The 22558-nt window shown below is 44.7% G+C and carries 15 protein-coding genes, 1 tRNA gene, 3 rRNA genes and 1 riboswitch; of the genes, 5 read left to right on the forward strand and 14 right to left on the reverse strand.

What is annotated here, in order from left to right:
• Positions 1 to 23: 23 nt before the first annotated feature.
• The gene (pssA, locus tag QWZ07_RS21435; protein WP_065112066.1) at positions 24 to 1364 is read left to right on the forward strand and encodes a CDP-diacylglycerol--serine O-phosphatidyltransferase; all 1341 of its coding nucleotides are present in this window, start codon (positions 24 to 26) and stop codon (positions 1362 to 1364) included.
• Between the two features lie 836 nt (positions 1365 to 2200).
• On the opposite strand, the gene QWZ07_RS21440 is transcribed toward pssA, so the two are convergent.
• The 5 genes from QWZ07_RS21440 to QWZ07_RS21460 all read right to left on the reverse strand — a co-directional run bounded on the left by QWZ07_RS21440 (position 2201) and on the right by QWZ07_RS21460 (position 7360).
• Positions 2201 to 2277 (reverse strand) — tRNA-Asp (locus QWZ07_RS21440).
• Between the two features lie 67 nt (positions 2278 to 2344).
• A 5S ribosomal RNA gene (gene rrf / locus QWZ07_RS21445) occupies positions 2345 to 2460 on the reverse strand.
• 98 nt (positions 2461 to 2558) lie between these two features.
• Positions 2559 to 5451: ribosomal RNA gene (locus QWZ07_RS21450) — 23S ribosomal RNA — on the reverse strand.
• Positions 5452 to 5469: 18 nt separating this feature from the next.
• A complete protein-coding gene (locus QWZ07_RS21455; RefSeq protein ID WP_017109141.1) occupies positions 5470 to 5625 on the reverse strand; it encodes a hypothetical protein in 156 nt (51 codons plus the stop codon).
• A gap of 180 nt (positions 5626 to 5805) precedes the next feature.
• Positions 5806 to 7360: ribosomal RNA gene (locus tag QWZ07_RS21460) — 16S ribosomal RNA — on the reverse strand.
• Together the 16S, 23S and 5S rRNA genes with 1 tRNA gene alongside form the textbook arrangement of a ribosomal RNA operon.
• Positions 7361 to 7985: 625 nt before the next feature.
• On the opposite strand from QWZ07_RS21460, the gene QWZ07_RS21465 reads away from it, so the two are divergent.
• The gene (locus QWZ07_RS21465; RefSeq protein WP_004736687.1) at positions 7986 to 8438 is read left to right on the forward strand and encodes an RNA recognition motif domain-containing protein; all 453 of its coding nucleotides are present in this window, start codon (positions 7986 to 7988) and stop codon (positions 8436 to 8438) included.
• Here QWZ07_RS21465 and murI read toward each other — a convergent pair.
• Genes murI through QWZ07_RS21480 form a run of 3 tightly spaced genes read right to left on the reverse strand, consistent with a single transcriptional unit; the run spans position 8401 to position 11801 of the window.
• Positions 8401 to 9207, reverse strand: a complete 807-nt coding sequence (gene murI, locus QWZ07_RS21470) for a glutamate racemase (protein WP_261891332.1) — start codon at positions 9205 to 9207, stop codon at positions 8401 to 8403. The two genes, QWZ07_RS21465 and murI, sit on opposite strands and share 38 nt — an antisense overlap.
• Positions 9208 to 9267: 60 nt before the next feature.
• Positions 9268 to 9933 carry an adenine nucleotide alpha hydrolase gene (locus QWZ07_RS21475; RefSeq protein ID WP_192853965.1) on the reverse strand — a complete coding sequence of 222 codons (666 nt, stop codon included), beginning with the start codon at positions 9931 to 9933 and terminating at the stop codon, positions 9268 to 9270.
• A gap of 47 nt (positions 9934 to 9980) precedes the next feature.
• Positions 9981 to 11801 (reverse strand): TonB-dependent receptor domain-containing protein, encoded by a 1821-nt coding sequence (locus QWZ07_RS21480; RefSeq protein ID WP_192853966.1) that lies wholly within the window; start codon positions 11799 to 11801, stop codon positions 9981 to 9983.
• A 40-nt stretch (positions 11802 to 11841) separates the two neighbouring features.
• Positions 11842 to 12046: riboswitch (cobalamin riboswitch) on the reverse strand.
• A gap of 155 nt (positions 12047 to 12201) precedes the next feature.
• Here QWZ07_RS21480 and trmA point away from each other — a divergent pair.
• Positions 12202 to 13311 (forward strand): tRNA (uridine(54)-C5)-methyltransferase TrmA, encoded by a 1110-nt coding sequence (gene trmA / locus QWZ07_RS21485; protein ID WP_054548339.1) that lies wholly within the window; start codon positions 12202 to 12204, stop codon positions 13309 to 13311.
• Positions 13312 to 13384: 73 nt separating this feature from the next.
• On the opposite strand, the gene QWZ07_RS21490 is transcribed toward trmA, so the two are convergent.
• Together QWZ07_RS21490 and fabR are read right to left on the reverse strand one after the other, a co-directional pair.
• Entirely contained in the window at positions 13385 to 13756 is a 372-nt protein-coding gene (locus QWZ07_RS21490; protein ID WP_004736696.1) for a YijD family membrane protein, read from the reverse strand.
• A complete protein-coding gene (fabR, locus tag QWZ07_RS21495) occupies positions 13756 to 14397 on the reverse strand; it encodes an HTH-type transcriptional repressor FabR (protein WP_004736697.1) in 642 nt (213 codons plus the stop codon). Before fabR ends, QWZ07_RS21490 begins: the two co-directional genes overlap by 1 nt.
• Before the next feature lie 327 nt (positions 14398 to 14724).
• Between fabR and sthA the strand changes: the two genes are divergently transcribed.
• Entirely contained in the window at positions 14725 to 16125 is a 1401-nt protein-coding gene (gene sthA, locus QWZ07_RS21500; RefSeq protein ID WP_192853967.1) for a Si-specific NAD(P)(+) transhydrogenase, read from the forward strand.
• Positions 16126 to 16328: 203 nt separating this feature from the next.
• Here sthA and dinF read toward each other — a convergent pair whose 3' ends face one another.
• The 4 genes from dinF to QWZ07_RS21520 all read right to left on the reverse strand — a co-directional run bounded on the left by dinF (position 16329) and on the right by QWZ07_RS21520 (position 19855).
• Complete coding sequence (dinF, locus tag QWZ07_RS21505; protein WP_192853968.1) at positions 16329 to 17684, reverse strand: MATE family efflux transporter DinF; 1356 nt, start codon at positions 17682 to 17684, stop codon at positions 16329 to 16331.
• 117 nt (positions 17685 to 17801) lie between these two features.
• Complete coding sequence (locus tag QWZ07_RS21510; protein WP_192853969.1) at positions 17802 to 18680, reverse strand: class I SAM-dependent methyltransferase; 879 nt, start codon at positions 18678 to 18680, stop codon at positions 17802 to 17804.
• A gap of 97 nt (positions 18681 to 18777) precedes the next feature.
• The gene (gene lexA, locus QWZ07_RS21515; protein ID WP_017104719.1) at positions 18778 to 19398 is read right to left on the reverse strand and encodes a transcriptional repressor LexA; all 621 of its coding nucleotides are present in this window, start codon (positions 19396 to 19398) and stop codon (positions 18778 to 18780) included.
• Positions 19399 to 19492: 94 nt separating this feature from the next.
• Positions 19493 to 19855, reverse strand: coding sequence for a diacylglycerol kinase (locus QWZ07_RS21520; RefSeq protein ID WP_029223652.1), 363 nt, complete (start codon positions 19853 to 19855; stop codon positions 19493 to 19495).
• A gap of 219 nt (positions 19856 to 20074) precedes the next feature.
• Here QWZ07_RS21520 and plsB point away from each other — a divergent pair, with 219 nt between their 5' ends.
• Entirely contained in the window at positions 20075 to 22498 is a 2424-nt protein-coding gene (gene plsB, locus QWZ07_RS21525) for a glycerol-3-phosphate 1-O-acyltransferase PlsB (RefSeq protein WP_065104273.1), read from the forward strand.
• Positions 22499 to 22558: the final 60 nt, after the last annotated feature.

Raw genomic sequence — 22558 nt, forward strand, 5'->3', positions numbered from 1 at the left:
ATTTTTAAGGTAAAACAGTCAATATGATTGCTAGTAGGAATCCATTCATACAGTTGCCAACCATAGCGCAGAATCCTGACAAGTTTGAAGTACTGCTATCAGCGCATGAGTTCCGAACTCGCTTACTTGATGAGATATCTCGTGCAACTACTCGTATTAGTTTAGTTGCTCTGTATCTTGAAGATGATGACGCTGGCCGTGAGATCCTAACTGCCTTATACGAAGCAAAGCAAAAGAACCCAGAATTAGACGTGAGCGTTTGTGTCGATTGGCATAGAGCTCAACGTGGATTGATTGGTGCGGAGTCCTCTGAGGGCAATGCAGCAATGTACAAAGAGTTTGCTGATAAATACCAGCACACCGTACCTGTTTATGGAATTCCTGTTCGTGGCAAGGAAGTGTTTGGTGTATTGCATCTAAAAGGCTTTATTGTCGATGACAGCGTGATTTACAGCGGTGCTAGCCTTAACAATATCTATTTAAGTTATCATGATCGTTACCGTTTCGATCGCTACCATGTTTTAAACAACGCAACACTTGCTGACTCAATGTTCTCCTATATCCAAGAACAAATGATCTCAGACATCGCTGTTTATGATCTTGCAGATAAGAACAAACCACTAACTAAAGAGTTAAAGCCAGCAATCCGTCAATTCAGAGCATCGTTAGCACGCTCTCAATACAAATTCGATTCTCAAGAAGTTTCGGCAGATCAAGTTGCTGTAACTCCTTTAGTTGGTATTGGTAAGAGACGTAATCGCCTAAATCAGGGAATTAACCAACTGGTTGCTCAGGCTAAAGATGAGATTTTCATTTGTACGCCATATTTCAATTTTCCACCAAGCCTAGCGAAGGAAGTGAAGAAAGCACTTAAGCGTGGCGTCAAGGTCACGATTGTTGTCGGTGATAAAACAGCGAATGATTTCTTTATCTCACCGGAAGAAGAGTTTAAAACAATTGGTGGATTGCCTTACTTATACGAATTGAACCTGCGTCGATTCGCAAAGGCTAATGAAGCAAATATAGCAAGTCGTAACCTGTCTATCCGACTTTGGCAACACGACTCTAACAGCTTCCATTTAAAAGGTATTTGGGTTGATAAACGCTACATGCTGCTAACGGGTAACAACCTAAACCCGCGCGCATGGAAATTAGACTTAGAGAATGGCATATTCATCCAAGATAACTACCATCATCTAACGGACAAATTCCAAGCTGAGGTTGATAATATTGTTCAGCACACACAGCTTATTTGCACTTATAAACAGTTAGATAAAGTAGATAGCTACCCAATGGAAGTACAGAAACTAATTCGAAAGATCACTCGAGTTAAAGCAGATAGAGTTCTTAAACAAATACTCTAAATCGTTGTATTTCCCATTGTCTAAATGCCTAGCAATCGCTGGGCATTTTTATATCTACATTAGAACCTCAGGCTTAACCCCAAGTGCCGATATCGCTTCTGAAGTTCCCTATCCAGAATCTACTAATACCTACTCACAAGATAACTCTTGGCAATTCTCTGATGAGATATGAGTTGTATGTGAAAGCCAGAGAAACTTGATACATCAGATTAATTACGGTTGCCGCCTTATAGAGCGAGAAAACAGCTACTTCTATCTAGCCAGGGCTTGGTTTAAGTTGCCTAACAGAGAATATAAGTACCGGGATTACAACTTCAAATCTGAGTTCAAATAATATACCTACCGCCAGATACCAAACCTACCACCCTAGCAATATTCACTAATAGGCCGAGAGGCAGTTAGCAGGCTAGTTTGATCTCGAATCGCAGTCTACCTTACAAAACAAGAAACCTTCCTAACTAGGCTTCTTGCCAATTGTACTCCTAGAGCTCCGCAGAAGCTTATTTACCAAGATCAAACCTAACCGACATAACAAAACATAAAAGTGTAAAAAAGCTCTGCGATTTCTAACCAGGCTTTCTAACCTATGGTTAATTCGATTCGAGAATTACGGGCCGTGAGCAACCTTTTACGGGGATTGTAGTAACTAAGAGCTAAAACTCACATCTCAGAAACGACGAAAGCCTAGTCGTCAGACTAGGCTTTCTAATATGTGCCGGAATAGCGTGAAGTGTAGGGTCTCGATGCCTTTACAGCACTCATACAACCAAACAGCAAAACTCTTTTCTCCAAATGTAAAAAAGCCCTGCTATTTTTAGCAGGGCTTTTCTAATAAGTGGCGGAGTGGACGGGACTCGAACCCGCGACCCCCGGCGTGACAGGCCGGTATTCTAACCAACTGAACTACCACTCCGCAGTGGTCAACTCACTAAGTGAGCGTCCATATCTCCAGGTCGGTCAACCTAAAGATTTAATTTAAAGCCTGGCGATGTCCTACTCTCACATGGGGAAACCCCACACTACCATCGGCGCTATTGTGTTTCACTTCTGAGTTCGGCATGGAATCAGGTGGGTCCACAATGCTATGGTCGCCAAGCAAATTTTAAAATTCGGAAAACTGGATTTAAAAGTATCTCTTCAAACTCATTCAAGGTCTGGTCTTTCTTTGAGTCCACAAAACCCCTTGGGTGTTGTATGGTTAAGCCTCACGGGCAATTAGTACAGGTTAGCTCAATGCCTCGCAGCACTTACACACCCTGCCTATCAACGTCGTAGTCTACGACAACCCTTTAGGACGCTTATAGTGCCAGGGAAAACTCATCTCAAGGCTCGCTTCCCGCTTAGATGCTTTCAGCGGTTATCGATTCCGAACTTAGCTACCGGGCAATGCCATTGGCATGACAACCCGAACACCAGAGGTTCGTCCACTCCGGTCCTCTCGTACTAGGAGCAGCCCCTTTCAATTTTCCAACGCCCACGGCAGATAGGGACCGAACTGTCTCACGACGTTCTAAACCCAGCTCGCGTACCACTTTAAATGGCGAACAGCCATACCCTTGGGACCGACTTCAGCCCCAGGATGTGATGAGCCGACATCGAGGTGCCAAACACCGCCGTCGATATGAACTCTTGGGCGGTATCAGCCTGTTATCCCCGGAGTACCTTTTATCCGTTGAGCGATGGCCCTTCCATTCAGAACCACCGGATCACTATGACCTGCTTTCGCACCTGCTCGAATTGTCATTCTCGCAGTCAAGCGGGCTTATGCCATTGCACTAACCACACGATGTCCAACCGTGTTTAGCCCACCTTCGTGCTCCTCCGTTACTCTTTGGGAGGAGACCGCCCCAGTCAAACTACCCACCAGGCACTGTCCGTAATCCCGATTCAGGGACCAACGTTAGAACATCAAAACTACAAGGGTGGTATTTCAAGGACGACTCCACCACATCTAGCGACGCGGTTTCATAGTCTCCCACCTATCCTACACATGTAGGTTCAATGTTCAGTGCCAAGCTGTAGTAAAGGTTCACGGGGTCTTTCCGTCTAGCCGCGGGTACACTGCATCTTCACAGCGATTTCAATTTCACTGAGTCTCGGGTGGAGACAGCGTGGCCATCATTACGCCATTCGTGCAGGTCGGAACTTACCCGACAAGGAATTTCGCTACCTTAGGACCGTTATAGTTACGGCCGCCGTTTACCGGGGCTTCGATCAAGAGCTTCGACCGAAGTCTAACCCCATCAATTAACCTTCCGGCACCGGGCAGGCGTCACACCGTATACGTCATCTTACGATTTTGCACAGTGCTGTGTTTTTAATAAACAGTTGCAGCCACCTGGTATCTGCGACTCTCGTCTGCTCCATCCGCAAGGGACTTCACTGATAAGAGCGTACCTTCTCCCGAAGTTACGGTACCATTTTGCCTAGTTCCTTCACCCGAGTTCTCTCAAGCGCCTTGGTATTCTCTACCCGACCACCTGTGTCGGTTTGGGGTACGATTCCTTACAATCTGAAGCTTAGAGGCTTTTCCTGGAAGCATGGCATCAATGACTTCACTACCGTAGTAGCTCGACATCGTATCTCAGCGTTAAGAAAGTCCGGATTTACCTAAACTTTCCGCCTACGTACTTGAACCTGGACAACCGTCGCCAGGCCCACCTAGCCTTCTCCGTCCCCCCATCGCAATTGTAAGAAGTACGGGAATATTAACCCGTTTCCCATCGACTACGCCTTTCGGCCTCGCCTTAGGAGTCGACTTACCCTGCCCCGATTAACGTTGGACAGGAACCCTTGGTCTTCCGGCGAGGGAGTTTTTCACTCCCTTTATCGTTACTCATGTCAGCATTCGCACTTCTGATACCTCCAGCATGCCTTACAGCACACCTTCAACGGCTTACAGAACGCTCCCCTACCCCACATACCCTAAGGTACGTAGCCGCAGCTTCGGTGTATAGCTTAGCCCCGTTACATCTTCCGCGCAGGCCGACTCGACCAGTGAGCTATTACGCTTTCTTTAAATGATGGCTGCTTCTAAGCCAACATCCTGGCTGTCTGAGCCTTCCCACATCGTTTCCCACTTAGCTATACTTTGGGACCTTAGCTGGCGGTCTGGGTTGTTTCCCTCTCCACGACGGACGTTAGCACCCGCCGTGTGTCTCCCGGATAGTACTTACTGGTATTCGGAGTTTGCAAAGGGTTGGTAAGTCGGGATGACCCCCTAGCCTTAACAGTGCTCTACCCCCAGTAGTATTCGTCCGAGGCGCTACCTAAATAGCTTTCGGGGAGAACCAGCTATCTCCAGGTTTGATTGGCCTTTCACCCCTAGCCACAAGTCATCCGCTAATTTTTCAACATTAGTCGGTTCGGTCCTCCAGTTGATGTTACTCAACCTTCAACCTGCCCATGGCTAGATCACCTGGTTTCGGGTCTAATCCTAGCAACTGTACGCCCAGTTAAGACTCGGTTTCCCTACGGCTCCCCTAAACGGTTAACCTTGCTACTAAAATTAAGTCGCTGACCCATTATACAAAAGGTACGCAGTCACACCACGAAGGTGCTCCTACTGCTTGTACGTACACGGTTTCAGGTTCTATTTCACTCCCCTCACAGGGGTTCTTTTCGCCTTTCCCTCACGGTACTGGTTCACTATCGGTCAGTCAGTAGTATTTAGCCTTGGAGGATGGTCCCCCCATATTCAGACAGGATATCACGTGTCCCGCCCTACTCGATTTCACTGATTATGATGTGTCGGTTACGGGGCTATCACCCTTTATTGCGAGACTTTCCAGACTCTTCACCTGCATCATTAAAAGCTTAAGGGCTAATCCAATTTCGCTCGCCGCTACTTTCGGAATCTCGGTTGATTTCTCTTCCTCGGGGTACTTAGATGTTTCAGTTCCCCCGGTTTGCCTCCTGTTGCTATGTATTCACAACAGGATACGTGCTTATGCACGTGGGTTTCCCCATTCAGAAATCCCAGACTCAAAAGGTTATTACTACCTAATCTGGGCTTATCGCAAGTTATTACGTCTTTCATCGCCTCTGACTGCCAAGGCATCCACCGTGTACGCTTAGTCACTTAACCATACAACCCGAAAGGGTCTTAGTGTATGGCAACTAACCAAGGTTTTTGGTTGTCATCAAGAAGGGTTAATTCCTGATAACTGTTTGCCGGACTCAATTGTGAATCAATGTAAACATTGATTCGAATACAAGACACTTGAATGTGTTTGTTGTGTTTATCAATAAAGATAAACATTGAGAACTTTTAAATTTGATTGAATTACTCGTAAGTAAATCAATCAGTCAGCTTTCCAAATTGTTAAAGAGCATAAAGCAAAAAGCTTTAATCAATAACTTACGTTATTAATTAAAGCTCTGGCTTTAACTAAATCTAAACCATCAATCTGTGTGGACACTCATCGTAAGTATCTTCGTATAAGGAGGTGATCCAGCCCCAGGTTCCCCTAGGGCTACCTTGTTACGACTTCACCCCAGTCATGAACCACAAAGTGGTGAGCGTCCTCCCCGAAAGGTTAAACTACCCACTTCTTTTGCAGCCCACTCCCATGGTGTGACGGGCGGTGTGTACAAGGCCCGGGAACGTATTCACCGTGACATTCTGATTCACGATTACTAGCGATTCCGACTTCATGGAGTCGAGTTGCAGACTCCAATCCGGACTACGACGCACTTTTTGGGATTCGCTCACTATCGCTAGCTTGCTGCCCTCTGTATGCGCCATTGTAGCACGTGTGTAGCCCTACTCGTAAGGGCCATGATGACTTGACGTCGTCCCCACCTTCCTCCGGTTTATCACCGGCAGTCTCCCTGGAGTTCCCGACATTACTCGCTGGCAAACAAGGATAAGGGTTGCGCTCGTTGCGGGACTTAACCCAACATTTCACAACACGAGCTGACGACAGCCATGCAGCACCTGTCTCAGAGTTCCCGAAGGCACACCTGCGTCTCCGCTGGCTTCTCTGGATGTCAAGAGTAGGTAAGGTTCTTCGCGTTGCATCGAATTAAACCACATGCTCCACCGCTTGTGCGGGCCCCCGTCAATTCATTTGAGTTTTAATCTTGCGACCGTACTCCCCAGGCGGTCTACTTAACGCGTTAGCTCCGAAAGCCACGGCTCAAGGCCACAACCTCCAAGTAGACATCGTTTACGGCGTGGACTACCAGGGTATCTAATCCTGTTTGCTCCCCACGCTTTCGCATCTGAGTGTCAGTGTCTGTCCAGGGGGCCGCCTTCGCCACTGGTATTCCTTCAGATCTCTACGCATTTCACCGCTACACCTGAAATTCTACCCCCCTCTACAGCACTCTAGTTCACCAGTTTCAAATGCAGTTCCGAGGTTGAGCCCCGGGCTTTCACATCTGACTTAATGAACCACCTGCATGCGCTTTACGCCCAGTAATTCCGATTAACGCTCGCACCCTCCGTATTACCGCGGCTGCTGGCACGGAGTTAGCCGGTGCTTCTTCTGTTGCTAACGTCAAGATGCGCAGCTATTAACTACACACCCTTCCTCACAACTGAAAGTACTTTACAACCCGAAGGCCTTCTTCATACACGCGGCATGGCTGCATCAGGCTTTCGCCCATTGTGCAATATTCCCCACTGCTGCCTCCCGTAGGAGTCTGGACCGTGTCTCAGTTCCAGTGTGGCTGATCATCCTCTCAGACCAGCTAGGGATCGTCGCCTTGGTGAGCCATTACCTCACCAACTAGCTAATCCCACCTAGGCATATCTTGACGCGAGAGGTCCGAAGATCCCCCTCTTTGGCCCGTAGGCATTATGCGGTATTAGCCATCGTTTCCAATGGTTATCCCCCACATCAAGGCAATTTCCTAGGCATTACTCACCCGTCCGCCGCTCGACGCCCAACAAATCCTCCGAAGATTCAATGTTGTCGTTTCCGCTCGACTTGCATGTGTTAGGCCTGCCGCCAGCGTTCAATCTGAGCCATGATCAAACTCTTCAATTTAAGATTTTGTGACTCAACGAATACTGACTTCAAAACTAATATTCATTCGAAAATGAACATGTAATTCTAAAGCTATTACCATTCCAACAGAATGGTAATGAATTGACTGTGCCGAATAACTACAAGTAGTTAAACGTATTGGTCACTCAGTTCATTGAAATCATTGTGTTACCGAAGTAACTGCTATTACCTAAGTAATAACGTTTTGATATTCATCAACGAGTGCCCACACAGATTGATAGGTTTAAATTGTTAAAGAGCGCTAGCGTTTTGTGATTTACATCTCAGTCGCTAGGGGTGCGTACTATACCTGCACCACTTAGAGAGTCAAGGGTTATTTTCAACTCCTTTTCCTCTACCGATTTCGCTGTGTGACTTTCGTCTCACTCCGTGTCGGTGAGGCGGCATTATAGAGAGATCGACATAGAGCACAAGGGCTTTTTTGAATAAAAGTTTTGTTCGCCTAAAAAGCCACCAGTTCCGCATTTTTCGAATAAAAACTAAACATTTGAGACGTATCACAGCAATACATTGGCAAAATGGAAACCATGAACGTAAGATTCATGTATCTATTTTGTTAAGAGTAGATGCGTCTATTTCGTTTATTAATATGTAGTATTCCGATATGAACTCAAAAAAATCGATGTTGTTAATTGTCGCACTAGCTGTTCTAGGTGGCATTGTTTTCTCTCAGGTAGATATATCGCCTGCAATTACCTTTATCCTTGGTGTCTTGGCTTCCGCTTTTGTTGTTAACTTTTCAAGCACCGACTCAAAATCAGATTCAGAACCTAAGGCATCAACAAAAACACTTTATGTAGGTAACCTTCCATACAAAGCGAATGAATCACACGTACGTGAATTATTCTCAGAGTATGGTGAAGTATTTGCAGTACGCTTAATGAAAGACAAACGTACTGGTAAAAGAAGAGGCTTTGGATTTGTCGTAATGGCTAGCAATGATGTGAATCATGCTATTTCAGAACTTAACGATAAAGATTACATGCAACGAACTTTAAAAGTGCGAGTTGCAAATGATCCTAAACATCCAGAAACGGACGAAGCTGAACTGAGCTAAATCCTAACTGCTTTAACATGCTATTTAGTGCACTTTCTTTCTTAGGAAGTGCACTACAAAAAACCTCACGCACTCCCCCTTCTTTATTAATGCTTTCCAAACCCAACAAATCTTGAACCCTCTTAGCTATCGCTTTACCAGAATCTATCAGCACTACGCTTTCACCTAGTACTTGTTGAATCTCTGATTTGATCAGAGGGAAATGAGTGCATCCTAATACGGCCACATCAACCATGTTTATCATCGGTTGAAGAATCTGCTCCAATTCTTCAAGGTTAATCGCCTCTCCTCTGAGTTTATCTTCGGCCATATCCACCAGCCGAGTAGAACCTAAAAGTTCGACTCTTTTATTACTCGAGAAGTTTTTGATGAGCTCGTGTGTGTATTCACGAGTAATCGTTGCGGGAGTAGCAATAAGACCCACCGCTTTATTGGCAAGTAAGGATGCAGGCTTGATTGCCGGAACAACGCCAACAATTGGGATTTGATTATTAGCGCGGAGTGTAGGTAATACAATCGTACTTGCGGTATTACAAGCTATTACTACGATATCTATTGCGTGAGTAGCCACAAAGCTGGCGACGATGCTTTGGACTCTTCGAACAAGGACTTGTTGATCGAGTTCACCGTATGGGTAAGCCTCGTTATCGAATACATAAGTATAGTTATGATTCGGTAGTAACTGGCTTATCTCTTTATATACAGATAAGCCACCCACTCCAGAATCAAAGACCAATATGTTTTTTTTCAGACTATCCGACACAACGATTACCTATAATAAGTTTCGCTGCAATGATACTCCTTCGCTTAGTGTTCGCCAATCCTCACTCTATATAATACAAGCTTGATAACGTTGATGAACAAAACGCTCACCTTGCTCTACATTTTCTAGGTCTATCTTGAGCTTACCTCTAAAGCATGGCGCTGACGTCACTAAGGTATGGAACTCGCCATCTTCGCCACATGGATCGACATGACTAGGTAAGCTGTCTATTAGCTCAAGGGTGTATTCTTTCCCGCAATAGTCCATGTCCAATGCGTCGCTATCGACTGTGACGAGAAAGGTTTCGATTCCTCTGTCTATTATTTCACTCGCAAGTGTCTGACTGCTCTCTCCCATTAGAGGAAATACACACTCCCAACCTGCTGGTTTTATATAGCTTCTTCGATAATCGGCAATGCCATTACAGAACATGTCTCCAAACGCGACCGCATCAATTGATAAGCCAGAACCTTTAAGTGCGGAAACAATAGTACTTTGATAAATCTCATTACTAGGGAACACTTCCGGAAGTTCAATCGTGATCAATGGCAAACCGACTAATTGCGCCTGCATGGCAACAACGTCAATCGGAGTCACTTGGAAAGGAACTTCATCTCCAACATATGTCGTATAGAGAGCAACAACTTCATATTCGGAGCTTTCAAGTAGACGCTCTAACGTTAATGTCGAGTCTTTACCTGACGACCAACTTATGACGACTTTCTTTTTCATTGATATACCCATAAGAAAAAACCGCCCGGAGGCGGTTTAGGTGTAAATTAGAATTGGTAAGCTAGATTAGCAAAGTACCTGCGTTCAGGAGCGTTATATCCTAGCGTTGTTTGGTAGTTCTCATTAGTTAAGTTATCAACTCGACCACGGACAACTAGCTCAGGGGAGATCCAGTACCCCACAGAAACATCCCACAAGCTCACTGATGGCAAAATATTATCTGGATCGGTTGTTTCTTTTGGATTACCCGCTCTATCACCCGTGTATGTATAAGTAAGGTTCACATCAAAATCTTCATATGAAGCATCCATCAACCACTTGTAGTTTTCATCAGCACGCTTCGCTAATTTGTTGCCAGCAGAGTCTTTATGATCTTTAAATTCAGCGATAACCGTATGATGGATAAACCACGTGTCAAAATTACCTGTGATTTCTAAACCTTTAAGTTTTGCATCTACGTTTTGAGGATACCAAAATGGGCTACCTTCATACCAAATAATTAAGTTATCGACTTCATTATCGTATGCAGTCACATCCAACTTGAATAAATCGAATTCACCTGTGTATCCAATTTCGCGATTTTCGGCTTCTTCAGGCTTCAGGTCTGAATTTGTTGTTAGATCAGAATAGCTCGGAGCTTTAAATGATGTACCCGCAGCCGCTCTAAGTGAGTGCTTTTCTGTTAGGTAATAGCGAGTACCTAAAGACCATGTAGTGTGGTTGTCGTATGTGTCGTGTTTATCGTTACGTACACTACCTACAATTTGAACATCACCAAATCGAAGTTCAGAAGAAGCGTAGACGCCAGTAGTATCGCGAGACTCGCCAGCTAGAGCATCAGGTGAACCATATGACAAGGCATCATCATCAAGTTTTTCTCTACGCCAGTCAGCACCAGCACCAACAGATACGTTCTCATTAATGTAATACTGATTTAAGAACTGCAGGTTCGTCAGATCTATTTTCTTCTTTGTTCCAGCATTGTCTTTACCTTGAGCTTGTGAATAGTCTAGGTTTTCGATTGCCTGTTGATTAGCTCTAAAGGTAGAGCTTAAGTTATCACCTTTATAGTCAACAGCGGCTGTAACGCTCAAGTTCTCAGAGTAACCATAGTTCTTACCACTAGAGTCATACTCAGTCAGACTATCAAACCAACGAACAGATGCTGTGCCAGTAAAGGCCTCATTGATCGGCTGTGAGTATGACGCAAAAAGATTTTGGCTTTCATAGCCATAATTAAGACCAGTAGCCGGGTCTTTAATATCGTAACCTTCAGTCTCATCAAAACCGCCAGCGAGTTTCAATGTTCCGCCGTTCGACAATTTTCGAGTCGTTGAGAAATTAGCTTCCTTTTGAGCATCACTGCCAGCGCCAACAGCTATCATTGTCGATTCAGTAGAATGAGCAGACTCAGTAATAACGTTAATCACACCCGCTACCGCATCTGATCCATATAAAGCGCCACCAGAGCCACGAATCACTTCAACTCTCTCAATAATACCTACTGGAATATGGTTGAAGTTAATACCGCCGGCAGCAGAGTCAATACGAACACCATCGACTAGAAACAATACTTGATCGCTATTGTAGCCACGCATAAAAACAGAGGCACTGTGCCCACGTCCGCCACTTTGAGAAACTTCAACACCAGGTACTCGTTTCAAAACATCCACTAAAGACTTAGCTTGGGTTTCTTCTATTTCTTGTTTTGAAATAACGGTAGTAGAAGCAATAACATCACTTAGAGGCTGCTCAAAACGGTTAGCCGTAACCACCATGGTTTCGTCAGTAGATGCTTCTTGGGCGTGTAAATTGGAGATAGGTGAAAGCAGCGATGCTACAGCAGCCGCTAAAAGGGATTTGTTCATGTTGTGATCCTAAATCGCGTAAATTCCTACCAAACCACATTGTATGGTTTAGCTACTGGCAGGTATTCGGACTCAAGAGCACAACCTTATGGTTTACCTCATATTCGACTTCCCACAAAAAGCTATTTGCAGTGTCTTGTGAATATTCGTTCTCTTTTACCGCTGCGCGTCAGTTCTGGATTCACACCAGATTCCCTCTTCAGCCATCTATACATCCAAATGGCACCAGCTTGCGGGAGATAGTATTAACCTATGAATCATTTGTCTAGTCTAAGATAGTTATAAGCTATAGTTTTCATGCTCGATTTACATTGAATAGCTCTCAACACTGGACAAGCGCCTGTGATTGAATAAAATCTGCGCTCTTGATTTAAAAGCACGACAGCAAAAAGGCATAACAATGGCGAATTTAGATGTAAACCCGCAACGCTACCAAGAACAACTAGCAGAAAAGACTGAGCGTCTTACTGAGATGTTCTCACAATACGATGTGCCTGAGTTGGAAGTGTATGAATCTCCAGAACAACACTACCGCATGCGTGCTGAGTTTCGCGTGTGGCATGAAGGTGACGATATGTATTACGTCATGTTCAATCAAGAGACCAAAGAAAAATACCGTGTAGACCAGTTCCCAGCGGCTAGCCGTCTTATCAACGACTTAATGCCTCTACTAACAGATGCAATGAAAGAGAACCACTCTCTACGCCACAAGCTATTCCAGGTAGATTTTCTTTCTACGTTGAGTGGTGAGATTTTGGTATCACTGCTTTACCACCGTCAATTGGGCGAGCAATGGATTCAAGATGCTAAAGCACTTAAGCAACAATTGAATGATGAAGGTTTTAACCTAAACCTGATTGGCCGTGCGCGTAAGATGAAGATCGTGCTGGACCGCGACTACGTCATTGAAAAGCTAGACGTGAATGGTGACAGCTATATCTACCAACAAGTAGAGAACAGCTTTACGCAACCAAACGGCAAAGTAGCAGAGAAAATGCTGGAGTGGGCTGTCGACTGTACTCAAGACAGCAAAGGTGACTTGCTAGAACTTTACTGTGGTAACGGTAACTTCTCATTAGCACTGGCACAAAACTTTGAGCGTGTACTAGCAACTGAGCTAGCGAAGCCATCTGTAGAGTCAGCACAGTACAACATTGCGGCGAACAAGATCGATAATGTTCAGATCATTCGTATGTCCGCGGAAGATTTTACCGTAGCAATGGAAGGTAAGCGTGAATTCCGCCGCCTACAACAAGCAAACATCGATCTGAAGAGCTACAACTGCAACACTATCTTTGTTGATCCACCGCGCTCAGGTATGGATGTTGATACTTGTAAGATGGTGCAAGGCTACGAACGTATCATGTACATCTCTTGTAACCCTGAGACATTGAAAGAGAACCTAGACATTCTAAGCGAAACACACGACATCACTCGTTTTGCTCTATTTGACCAGTTCCCTTATACGCACCACATGGAAGCCGGTGTATTCCTTGAGCGTAAAGCGTAAATATCGCTCTCTAGGTCGTACAGCAGATACAAAAAAACGAGCCAATTGGCTCGTTTTTTATTTATACGTTGGTTTAAGCGGTTTTACCGATAAAGCCTAGCTTCTTACCTACCCAAGCGAGCAATAACATAGCAACAATAATCGCAAAGAAGTTTGAACCTGCATCAGGGTGTTGTGCTTTCACAAAAGCCGAGTGGCCAAATGCACCTACAAAGAAACAAGCTAAACCTACTAACGGAATATCTTCAGATACTGGATTAGTTAGGTATTCTTGGTAAAGCGCTTGTACAGCCAAAACTAAAGCAATCAGCGGGAAAATAGAGAAGCCCACTTCGCTCATTGTTACCCAAGATAACAGTGCATCACCACACACACCTGCAACAACAGCAAGTACGAGTGTCTTTCTTTCAGAACCACGGTTTACAGTATTATTTTCATTCGACATTATTCAATCCCGCCTTTTAATCGGTTACGTTCACGTTCTTTACGATACCAAAAAGCCCCTTTGGCCATCATTCGCAATTGCATGATCAAGCGATCAGCCAGTTCATCTCGCTGACGTCGATCTAAATCTAATGCTTCTGCCCCTGAGTTGAAGACCAAAATGACGGAGGCTTCAGCTTGAGTAAAAGCTTCATCTCGTGTCATGCCAGTCGTTATCAAATATTCGGTTAACTCAGCAGAGAAGTGCTGTATCTCACGAGCTACCGCTGCACGAAACTCAAATGAAGTTCCTGAGCGCTCTCGCAATAACAGTCTGAATACGTTTGGGCTGCTTTCAATGAATTCCATAAAGGTTTCAACCGATGTGCGAATCACACTGCCTTCTTTTACTATGCGTTGCCTAGCTTGTCGCATTAGCTGGCGCAATAGTAAGCCACCTTCATCAACCATAGTTAAGCCAAGCTCATCCATGTCTTTGAAATGACGATAAAAGGAAGTCGGTGCTATTCCAGCCTCACGAGCGACTTCTCTCAAGCTTAGATTGGAAAAACTGCGATCAGCACTGAGTTGGCTAAATGCCGCATCAATTAAGCTACGACGAGTTTTTTCTTTTTGCTGTGCGCGAATGCCCATTGGTTTCATACTTTATCAACATCTTCTTTTACAGCCTAAACAGGCATGTCTAATACTCTCTTCAATATAACGCGAATCACTTATTTATATAAGGCACTCTGGTTATATAAGACACTCAACATACCTCTTTGTTCACGTACCGAAGTAAATACGTTCGAATAAAAAATTTCAATCTCCACACTGTCATTTGGAGACATACGACATACCAAATATTATTTTTTCGATAACACTGCGTGATCCCACCGACTCTCTGATGCCCTTTTCATGTACCCAAGAACAGAATCAGTTAAAATCTCGCTAAAGCAATGTTAATCAAATATAACAAGGAAGATATCTATGCCACACTCCAACCACTTTGATGTAATCGTAATTGGTAGTGGCCCCGGAGGCGAAGGGGCAGCGATGGGATTAACCAAAGCCGGGTTGAACGTTGCAATCATTGAAAAAGAGAGCAGCGTTGGTGGTGGTTGTACTCACTGGGGAACCATTCCTTCAAAAGCACTGCGTCATGCCGTGAGTCGTATTATTGAATTCAACAGCAACCCGCTGTTTTGTCAGAACAACAAAAGCATTCACTCAACCTTCTCCAACATACTGGGTCATGCTAAATCAGTCATCGATAAGCAAACTCGACTGCGCCAAGGTTTCTACGATCGCAACCAATGCACACTGGTATTTGGTACTGCGCGTTTTATCGATACCAACACCATCTCGGTTTTACAAAGCGATGGTACTGAAGAACATTACAGTGCAGACAAGTTTGTTATCGCAACAGGTTCACGTCCTTACCAGCCAGACAACGTCGACTTCCTACACGAACGTATCTACGACAGCGACTCGATTCTTTCTCTTAAACACGACCCTCAACACATCATCATTTATGGTGCTGGCGTTATCGGTTGCGAGTACGCGTCGATCTTCCGTGGTTTAGGCGTAAAAACCGATCTCATCAATACACGTGATCGTCTACTGTCATTCCTAGACAATGAAACCTCAGATGCGCTTTCTTACCACTTCTGGAACAGTGGCGTAGTAATTCGTAACGATGAAACCTTTGAGAAAATTGAAGGCACTGACGATGGCGTGATCATTCACCTAGAGTCCGGTAAGAAAATGCGTGCTGATTGCCTACTGTATGCCAATGGCCGAACAGGTAACACAGACAAGCTCAACCTTGGTGCCGTTGGCTTAGAAGCGGACTCTCGTGGACAAGTATCAGTCAACAGCAACTACCAAACCAGTATTAGTCACGTTTATGCCGTGGGTGATGTGATTGGCTACCCTAGCCTAGCAAGTGCTGCCTATGACCAAGGTCGTTTCGTGGCTCAAGCAATAGCGAAAGGCGAAGCGGAAGGCCACCTGATTGAAGACATTCCAACAGGCATCTACACCATTCCTGAGATCAGCTCTGTAGGTAAAACAGAACAAGAGCTTACCGCGGCTAAAGTACCTTATGAAGTGGGACGATCTTCTTTCAAACATCTCGCTCGTGCACAAATCGCAGGCAAAGATATTGGTAGCTTGAAAATCCTATTCCACCGTGAAACCAAAGAGATTTTAGGTATCCACGTGTTTGGTGAGCGTGCTGCTGAGATCATCCACATCGGTCAGGCGATCATGGAACAGAAAGGCGAAGCCAACACCATCGAGTACTTTGTGAATACGACCTTCAACTATCCAACAATGGCCGAAGCTTACCGCGTCGCAGCGCTTAACGGACTTAACCGTTTGTTCTAAACAAAGAACCAATAGAACTATTTGACCACCTGTAGGCCAAATACATAAACAGCAAGCCATGAGCTTGCTGTTTTCATTTAACTCACAGAATTACATGGCTATGTGAGCAATTAGATCATGATGTTCTAAATACCCTTTTACCTGCACAGCTTCTATTTATCGCTCCCTGAACTGAGCTATCTAAGCTATCTAAGCTATCTAAGCTAAGCGAGAAACTCTCCTTTCTTCCACTGAGAAATAAATAAAACACCAAGACCAATCCCACGCATCGCCATAAAGCTCAACATTGCTAGCCACAGAGCATGGTTTTCTAAACCTGATGCTAAGTAGAAAATCGCAAAGAAACTGCAGGTCGCAACAAACATACTGTTACGCATATCTTTGCCTTTGGTTGCGCCCACGAAGATACCGTCCAGCAAGAAGCACCACATAGAAACGAGCGGCATCGCAATCAACCACGGTAAATAAACTTCAGCTTGAGTTTTAACTGCTGGGATTGTGGTGATCATATTAATCAAACTAGACCCAGCAATCGCGAACACTATGGTCAGTACCAAACAAATATTGAAGCTCCAGAAGAAGGTGCCTATCAAAGACTGATTTAGCTCATCTTTATCTTTCGCGCCGATCGCTTTACCGACCATGGCTTCCATTGCGTAGGCAAAACCATCCATCCCATAAGAGATAATCATCAAGAAACTCATCAATACCGCATTGGCTGCCACCACATCATCACCAAAGCTTGCACCTTGGAAAGTCATAAAAGTAAAAGTGGCTTGCAGACATAATGAACGCAGAAAGATGTCGCGATTCAATTTCACGAAACGACTCAAACCTTGGCTGGTTTTCTTAAACAGATCCCATGGGGATGGCAGTTGTCTCTTCATCCAGATTCGATACACACAAATTAAGCCAAACGTTAGACCCGCATAGTCCGCAATCACCGATGCTAACGCAGCGCCTTCAACTTGCCAGCCGAGGCCAATCACAAATACGATATCTAAAACGATGTTGGTGATATTAGTAATGATCACCATCCACATAGGTGCTTTGGCATTTTGGGTTCCGAGTAACCAACCTAACAACACAAAGTTAGTCAACGCAGCAGGTGCACTCCATGCTCGGATAGAGAAATATTGCTGACCATAGTGTTTCACTTGGTCACTGGCACTACTCAGAGAAAAAACCGCATCCGCAACGAAGCTGTGCAATAGCAAAAAGACACCAGCAAACCCTAGTGCCATGGTCACGCCTTGCACAAAGACTAAACCAAGTTGCTTGCCATCGTTCGCTCCATAAGATTGTGCAGCTAACCCAGTCGTCGACATTCGCAGGAAACCAAGCAACCAAAAGGTCACGCTGATCATAGTCCCACCCAAAGCGACACCACCTAAATACCAAGAATGCTCTAAGTGACCGATAACCGCAGCATCGACTAAACCCAGTAGTGGAACCGTAATATTGGAGAGAACCATCGGGATCGCGAGCAACAGCACTTTTTTGTGCATCGATTGATTGGATAGCGTTTGAAAAATAGTTTGGGGATTAAATAGCTTCACGATCACCTCTTTGATTAGAGGTGATAGTTTAACCTAGTGAGTGTGCTTTCACTATGTTGTGTACTTTGTATATTGGTTAGCTTTTACCAAACTATCTGTTGATAGAAGAAGCTAGCGCTACCACTTAACGAGTACTAATTGTGGAGTTAAGCGCTTTTTAAACTGAGAAATTTTACACAACAATCGTTGCCACAACTTCCAACGGTTACATTGCTGCTCTAGTGGTGAAAATGACTTAACCCATTGCGCCCATGGCAACCAATTAAGAACACTGTCTATTGGTGAAGACAACCCGTGAGCATACTCACCAGATCCTAGCTTCTGCCCCAACGTACTTGAGCTCTTATCTCCGGCCAATACTAAGCAGGCGTGGGCATGAGTAAAATAACGACTGAGAGACTGAATAAAATGTGCCGTCTGCTGTTCGCTGCAATCAAGCAGAGCATGTTCACACACCACCATCACTGAGGCTTGCTCTGGAATGTTCAATTCATCGAGCCACGTTAGATCGTCAACCGAGCCACATTCCAAACGATAGCGTTCATTTTTGTGGAACAAGCGTTGGCGCCAAACTAAGTTCTCTGTGACATCCAATTCAACCCAATGACAACGGCCATTATCTAAACGGTAGAAACGCGTATCAAGCCCGGCACCAACATTAATGATCCAAGCATCTGGGTTATGAGATAAAAACTGCTGTACCTGAGAATCGCAAAGTTGAGTCAATGTGGCATAGAGAAGTTGTTGTTGGTCGAGTTCACCGGTAAGACATTCCGGAGCTAGTTGGCAACGCTTGCAGGCTTGAGCTGCAATAGGGTCATAAACTAAACCATCATCGGCAAGACTTTCGCGACTGCGAAACCAAAGGTGTTGAACGAGATTGGTCGGAACTTGAAATTCTTGATGTGCAGACCCTCGATCAGAAGAAGCCTTTTGATCAGAGGAGCGCGGCTTACGAACAAGCGGCTTCATTTGAGGTTTGGTTGGGTTTGGCATCATCATCTTCCTTGTATCTCGACAAAGAAGATGATAATGAATATCAATTACAATAACAAGTTATTGAGAATAAATATCAATAAGCTGCTTGTAATGACTACATCCAGTCCGTGTTACGAATAATACCAACCGCAAGCCCTTCAATAGACAAGTGTTGGGATTCTAAGTCCACGTGAATTGGAGAAAACTCTTCATTTTCAGCATGTAACAGAACGGTAGAACCTTTGCGCTCTAGGCGTTTTACCGTTACATCATCGTCGACACGAGCAACGACAACTTGTCCATCACGCACGTCTTGTGTTTTATGCACGGCCAGTAAATCGCCATCCATAATACCGATGTCTTTCATACTTTCGCCATTTACGCGAAGTAAGAAGTCAGCTTGTGGCTTAAACATACCTGGGTCAACTTGGTAATGCATTTCTACATGCTCTTGAGCCAAAATAGGCTCGCCAGCGGCAACCTGACCAATTAATGGTAAACCTTGCTCTTCGTTCGCTGCATCTTCAAGCAAAATACGAATACCGCGAGACGCACCCGGGATAATCTCAATCGCTTCTTTACGAGCAAGAGCTTTCAAATGTTCTTCTGCTGCATTAGCAGAACGGAAGCCTAGTTCACGTGCAATTTCTGCGCGTGTCGGTGGCATACCGAAATCGTCAATCTTACTTTTGATAAGATCGAAAACTTGTTGTTGGCGGGGCGTTAACGGCTTCATGATTCACCTGTCTTTTTATACAGTTGACTGTGAGTATATCCAGTAACCGAACAAAAGCAAAGCAATTGGTTGTTTTTAGTTCATTTTTCAAAAATCACAAAAATAAAATGTCTAGCCAAACATAACCCGCCAAGCCTAAGCAGACAAAAACCGCAGCGGAACCGGCATCTTTAGCCATGCCCGCTAGCTCATGATGTTCACTGCCAATCCGATCAACGACCGCTTCAATCGCCGTATTGATCAACTCGACCACGACCACTAATACAACAGCAGCAATCATTAAGATGCGCTCTACCTGGCTCACATCTAAGTAGAACGCCAGTGGGATTAACACCGCTGCCATAAATACTTCTTGGCGAAAAGCCGCCTCGTTTTTAAATGAGCTAGTGATGCCTTGCCATGAAAAGCCTGCTGCTTTCACTATGCGTTTGAATCCGGTGTTTGATTTTTTGCTCATTTTTAACCCTATACTCAATCAGTCGATGAATGATTTTAAACAAACTTAACGGCAATATGACTATTTCCATTAAAAGGTTAGACCAGTTTCTGGTATTCTTGCATCGATTAAATTTACGCCTAGGCTTATCCCTATTTCACTCACAGGATTTATCCTTTCATCATAGAAATAGAGATACGCTTAAGCACATTGAAATAACTATTGAGGCAGTGAACCTATATGTCTTCTGGACAATCTTTTTCACGTTCATTAATGAAGCTACCTTTATCCGTTTTGGTAAAGGGCACATCAATACCTTCGAATCCGGTTGAGGATTTGAACATTGATTTAGGCAAACCGATTGTATACGCCTTACCATTTCGTTCAAGTGTCGACCTACTTACGCTGCAAAAGCATGCGCTTGAATTGGGCTTACCCGATCCTTTTAGCAAGCTTGAAATAAACGGCAAATCACTGCAACGCTTCGTGTTCATCTCTTCACGCAAAACATTGCTGCAAGATGATGACTATGTTCCAAGCTCTTCAATTGAAGTTTTCTCTGAGCTGCTTTCACTGCATGCTGAAGACTCAGAGCTTGATGTTCAAGTTATCCCAGCAACCGTATTGTGGGGACGTAAACCAGGTAAAGAGAATAACCAGAAACCTTACCTACAAGCAATGAACGGCTTAGAAAAATCAAAAGCTGTATTGCTGGCTGGTCGTGACTGTCTGGTTCGCTTTAGCCCGGTTGTCTCTCTACGCTACATGGCTAACTCACACGGTACCGATAGCACCATCGCGCATAAGCTTGCTCGCGTGGCACGCATTCACTTCTCTCGTCAAAAGCTTGCAGCATCAGGTCCTAACCTACCAAGCCGCCAAGCTCTGTTCGACCGCCTGCTAAAATCAGAAGCTATCAAAAAGGCGATCGAAGACGAAGCTGAAGCAAAAAATATTTCCATAGAGAAAGCGAGCAAAGAAGCTCAAGACATCATGGATGAGATCGCAGCTAACTTCTCTTACTCGCTGATTAAACGCGGTGAGAAGATTCTTGGTTGGTTATGGAATAAGTTGTACCAAGGCCTGCATATTAGCAACGCTTCAACGGTTCGTAAGCTAGCTCAAGACGGCCACGAAATTGTTTACGTGCCTTGTCACCGCAGCCACATGGATTACTTACTGCTTTCTTATGTGCTTTATCATGAAGGCATGGTGCCTCCGCACATCGCGGCGGGTATTAACCTCAACTTCTTCCCTGCCGGTCCTATTTTCCGTCACGGCGGTGCGTTCTTTATTCGTCGTAGCTTCAAAGGCAACAAGCTTTACTCAACGATTTTCCGTGAATACCTAGCCGAACTGTTCGCTAAAGGTTACTCGGTAGAGTACTTCAGTGAAGGTGGTCGTTCTCGTACGGGTCGTCTACTGCAAGCGAAAACGGGCATGCTAGCGATGACCATTCAAGCCATGCTACGCGGTATGAACCGTCCTGTTACTTTGGTTCCTGTGTACATCGGTTATGAACACGTAATGGAAGTGGCTACTTACGCCAAGGAACTTCGTGGTAAACGCAAAGAGAAAGAGAATGCGAGCCTTGTGATTCGTACTCTGCGTAAGCTGCGCAACTTTGGTAAAGGTTATGTGAACTTCGGTGAGCCGATCCAACTTAACCAATACCTGAACGAGCACGCACCGGAGTGGACTAAAGACATCGATCCAATGGGCACCAGCAAACCACAATGGATGAACCCTGTGGTTAACGATCTGGCGACTAAGATGATGACGCACATTAACGATGCAGCAGCGACTAATGCCCTGACACTCTGTGCGACCGCGCTACTCGCTTCTCGACAGCGTGCATTGTCTCGTGATTCTTTGGTTTCTCAAATCAACTGCTACCTGTCTCTGCTTAAGAATGTTCCTTACTCGGATACGTTCACGGTTCCAAAAGACAGCGCAGAAGACTTAGTAAAACACGCAGAGTCATTGAACAAGTTCTTGATTGAATCAGACACGATGGGCGACATCATTTCACTTGATCGTCACCAATCCATTCTGATGACTTATTATCGTAATAACATCATCCACTTGTTTGCACTGCCATCACTGATTGCTCAGATGACAATTCGCCAACGTGGTATCTCAATTGCGACCATTCAGAAGAATGTTGCTGCGATCTACCCGTTCTTGAAGAAAGAGCTGTTCTTAAGCTATGACGAAGATCAGCTTGAAGACGTGGTTGCGAACATCATCAATGAGCTAGTCAGCCAAGGTATGATTGTCGTTTCTGATGGTGAAGTAACGATCAACCAATCAAACAGCCAAGCACTGATGTTGTTAGGTCGTACGATTTCAGAGACTTTACAGCGTTACTCAATTGCGCTGAATCTATTGGCAGAGAACCCTGATCTTGATAAATCTGATCTTGAGCAGAAGAGCCAAGACATCGCGCAACGACTGGGCCGCTTGCATGGTATCAATGCACCAGAGTTCTTCGACAAAGGTGTATTCGCATCGATGTTTGCGACACTGAAACAGCAGCAATACCTTGATAACGATGGTAACTGTGATTTAGAAAAGACTCAGCAATTCGCTAAGCTTCTTTACTCGATGCTTTACCCAGAAGTGCGTCTGACTATTCAAGAGAGTATTCACCAAGCAGAGTAATCTCTTGATATACCGTGAATCTCTGTTCAAGGTTTGATTGACCACGATCGAAAAAGGCAC

Source organism: Vibrio lentus (genome assembly GCF_030409755.1).
In the GTDB taxonomy this organism is placed as follows: Bacteria; Pseudomonadota; Gammaproteobacteria; order Enterobacterales; family Vibrionaceae; genus Vibrio; species Vibrio lentus.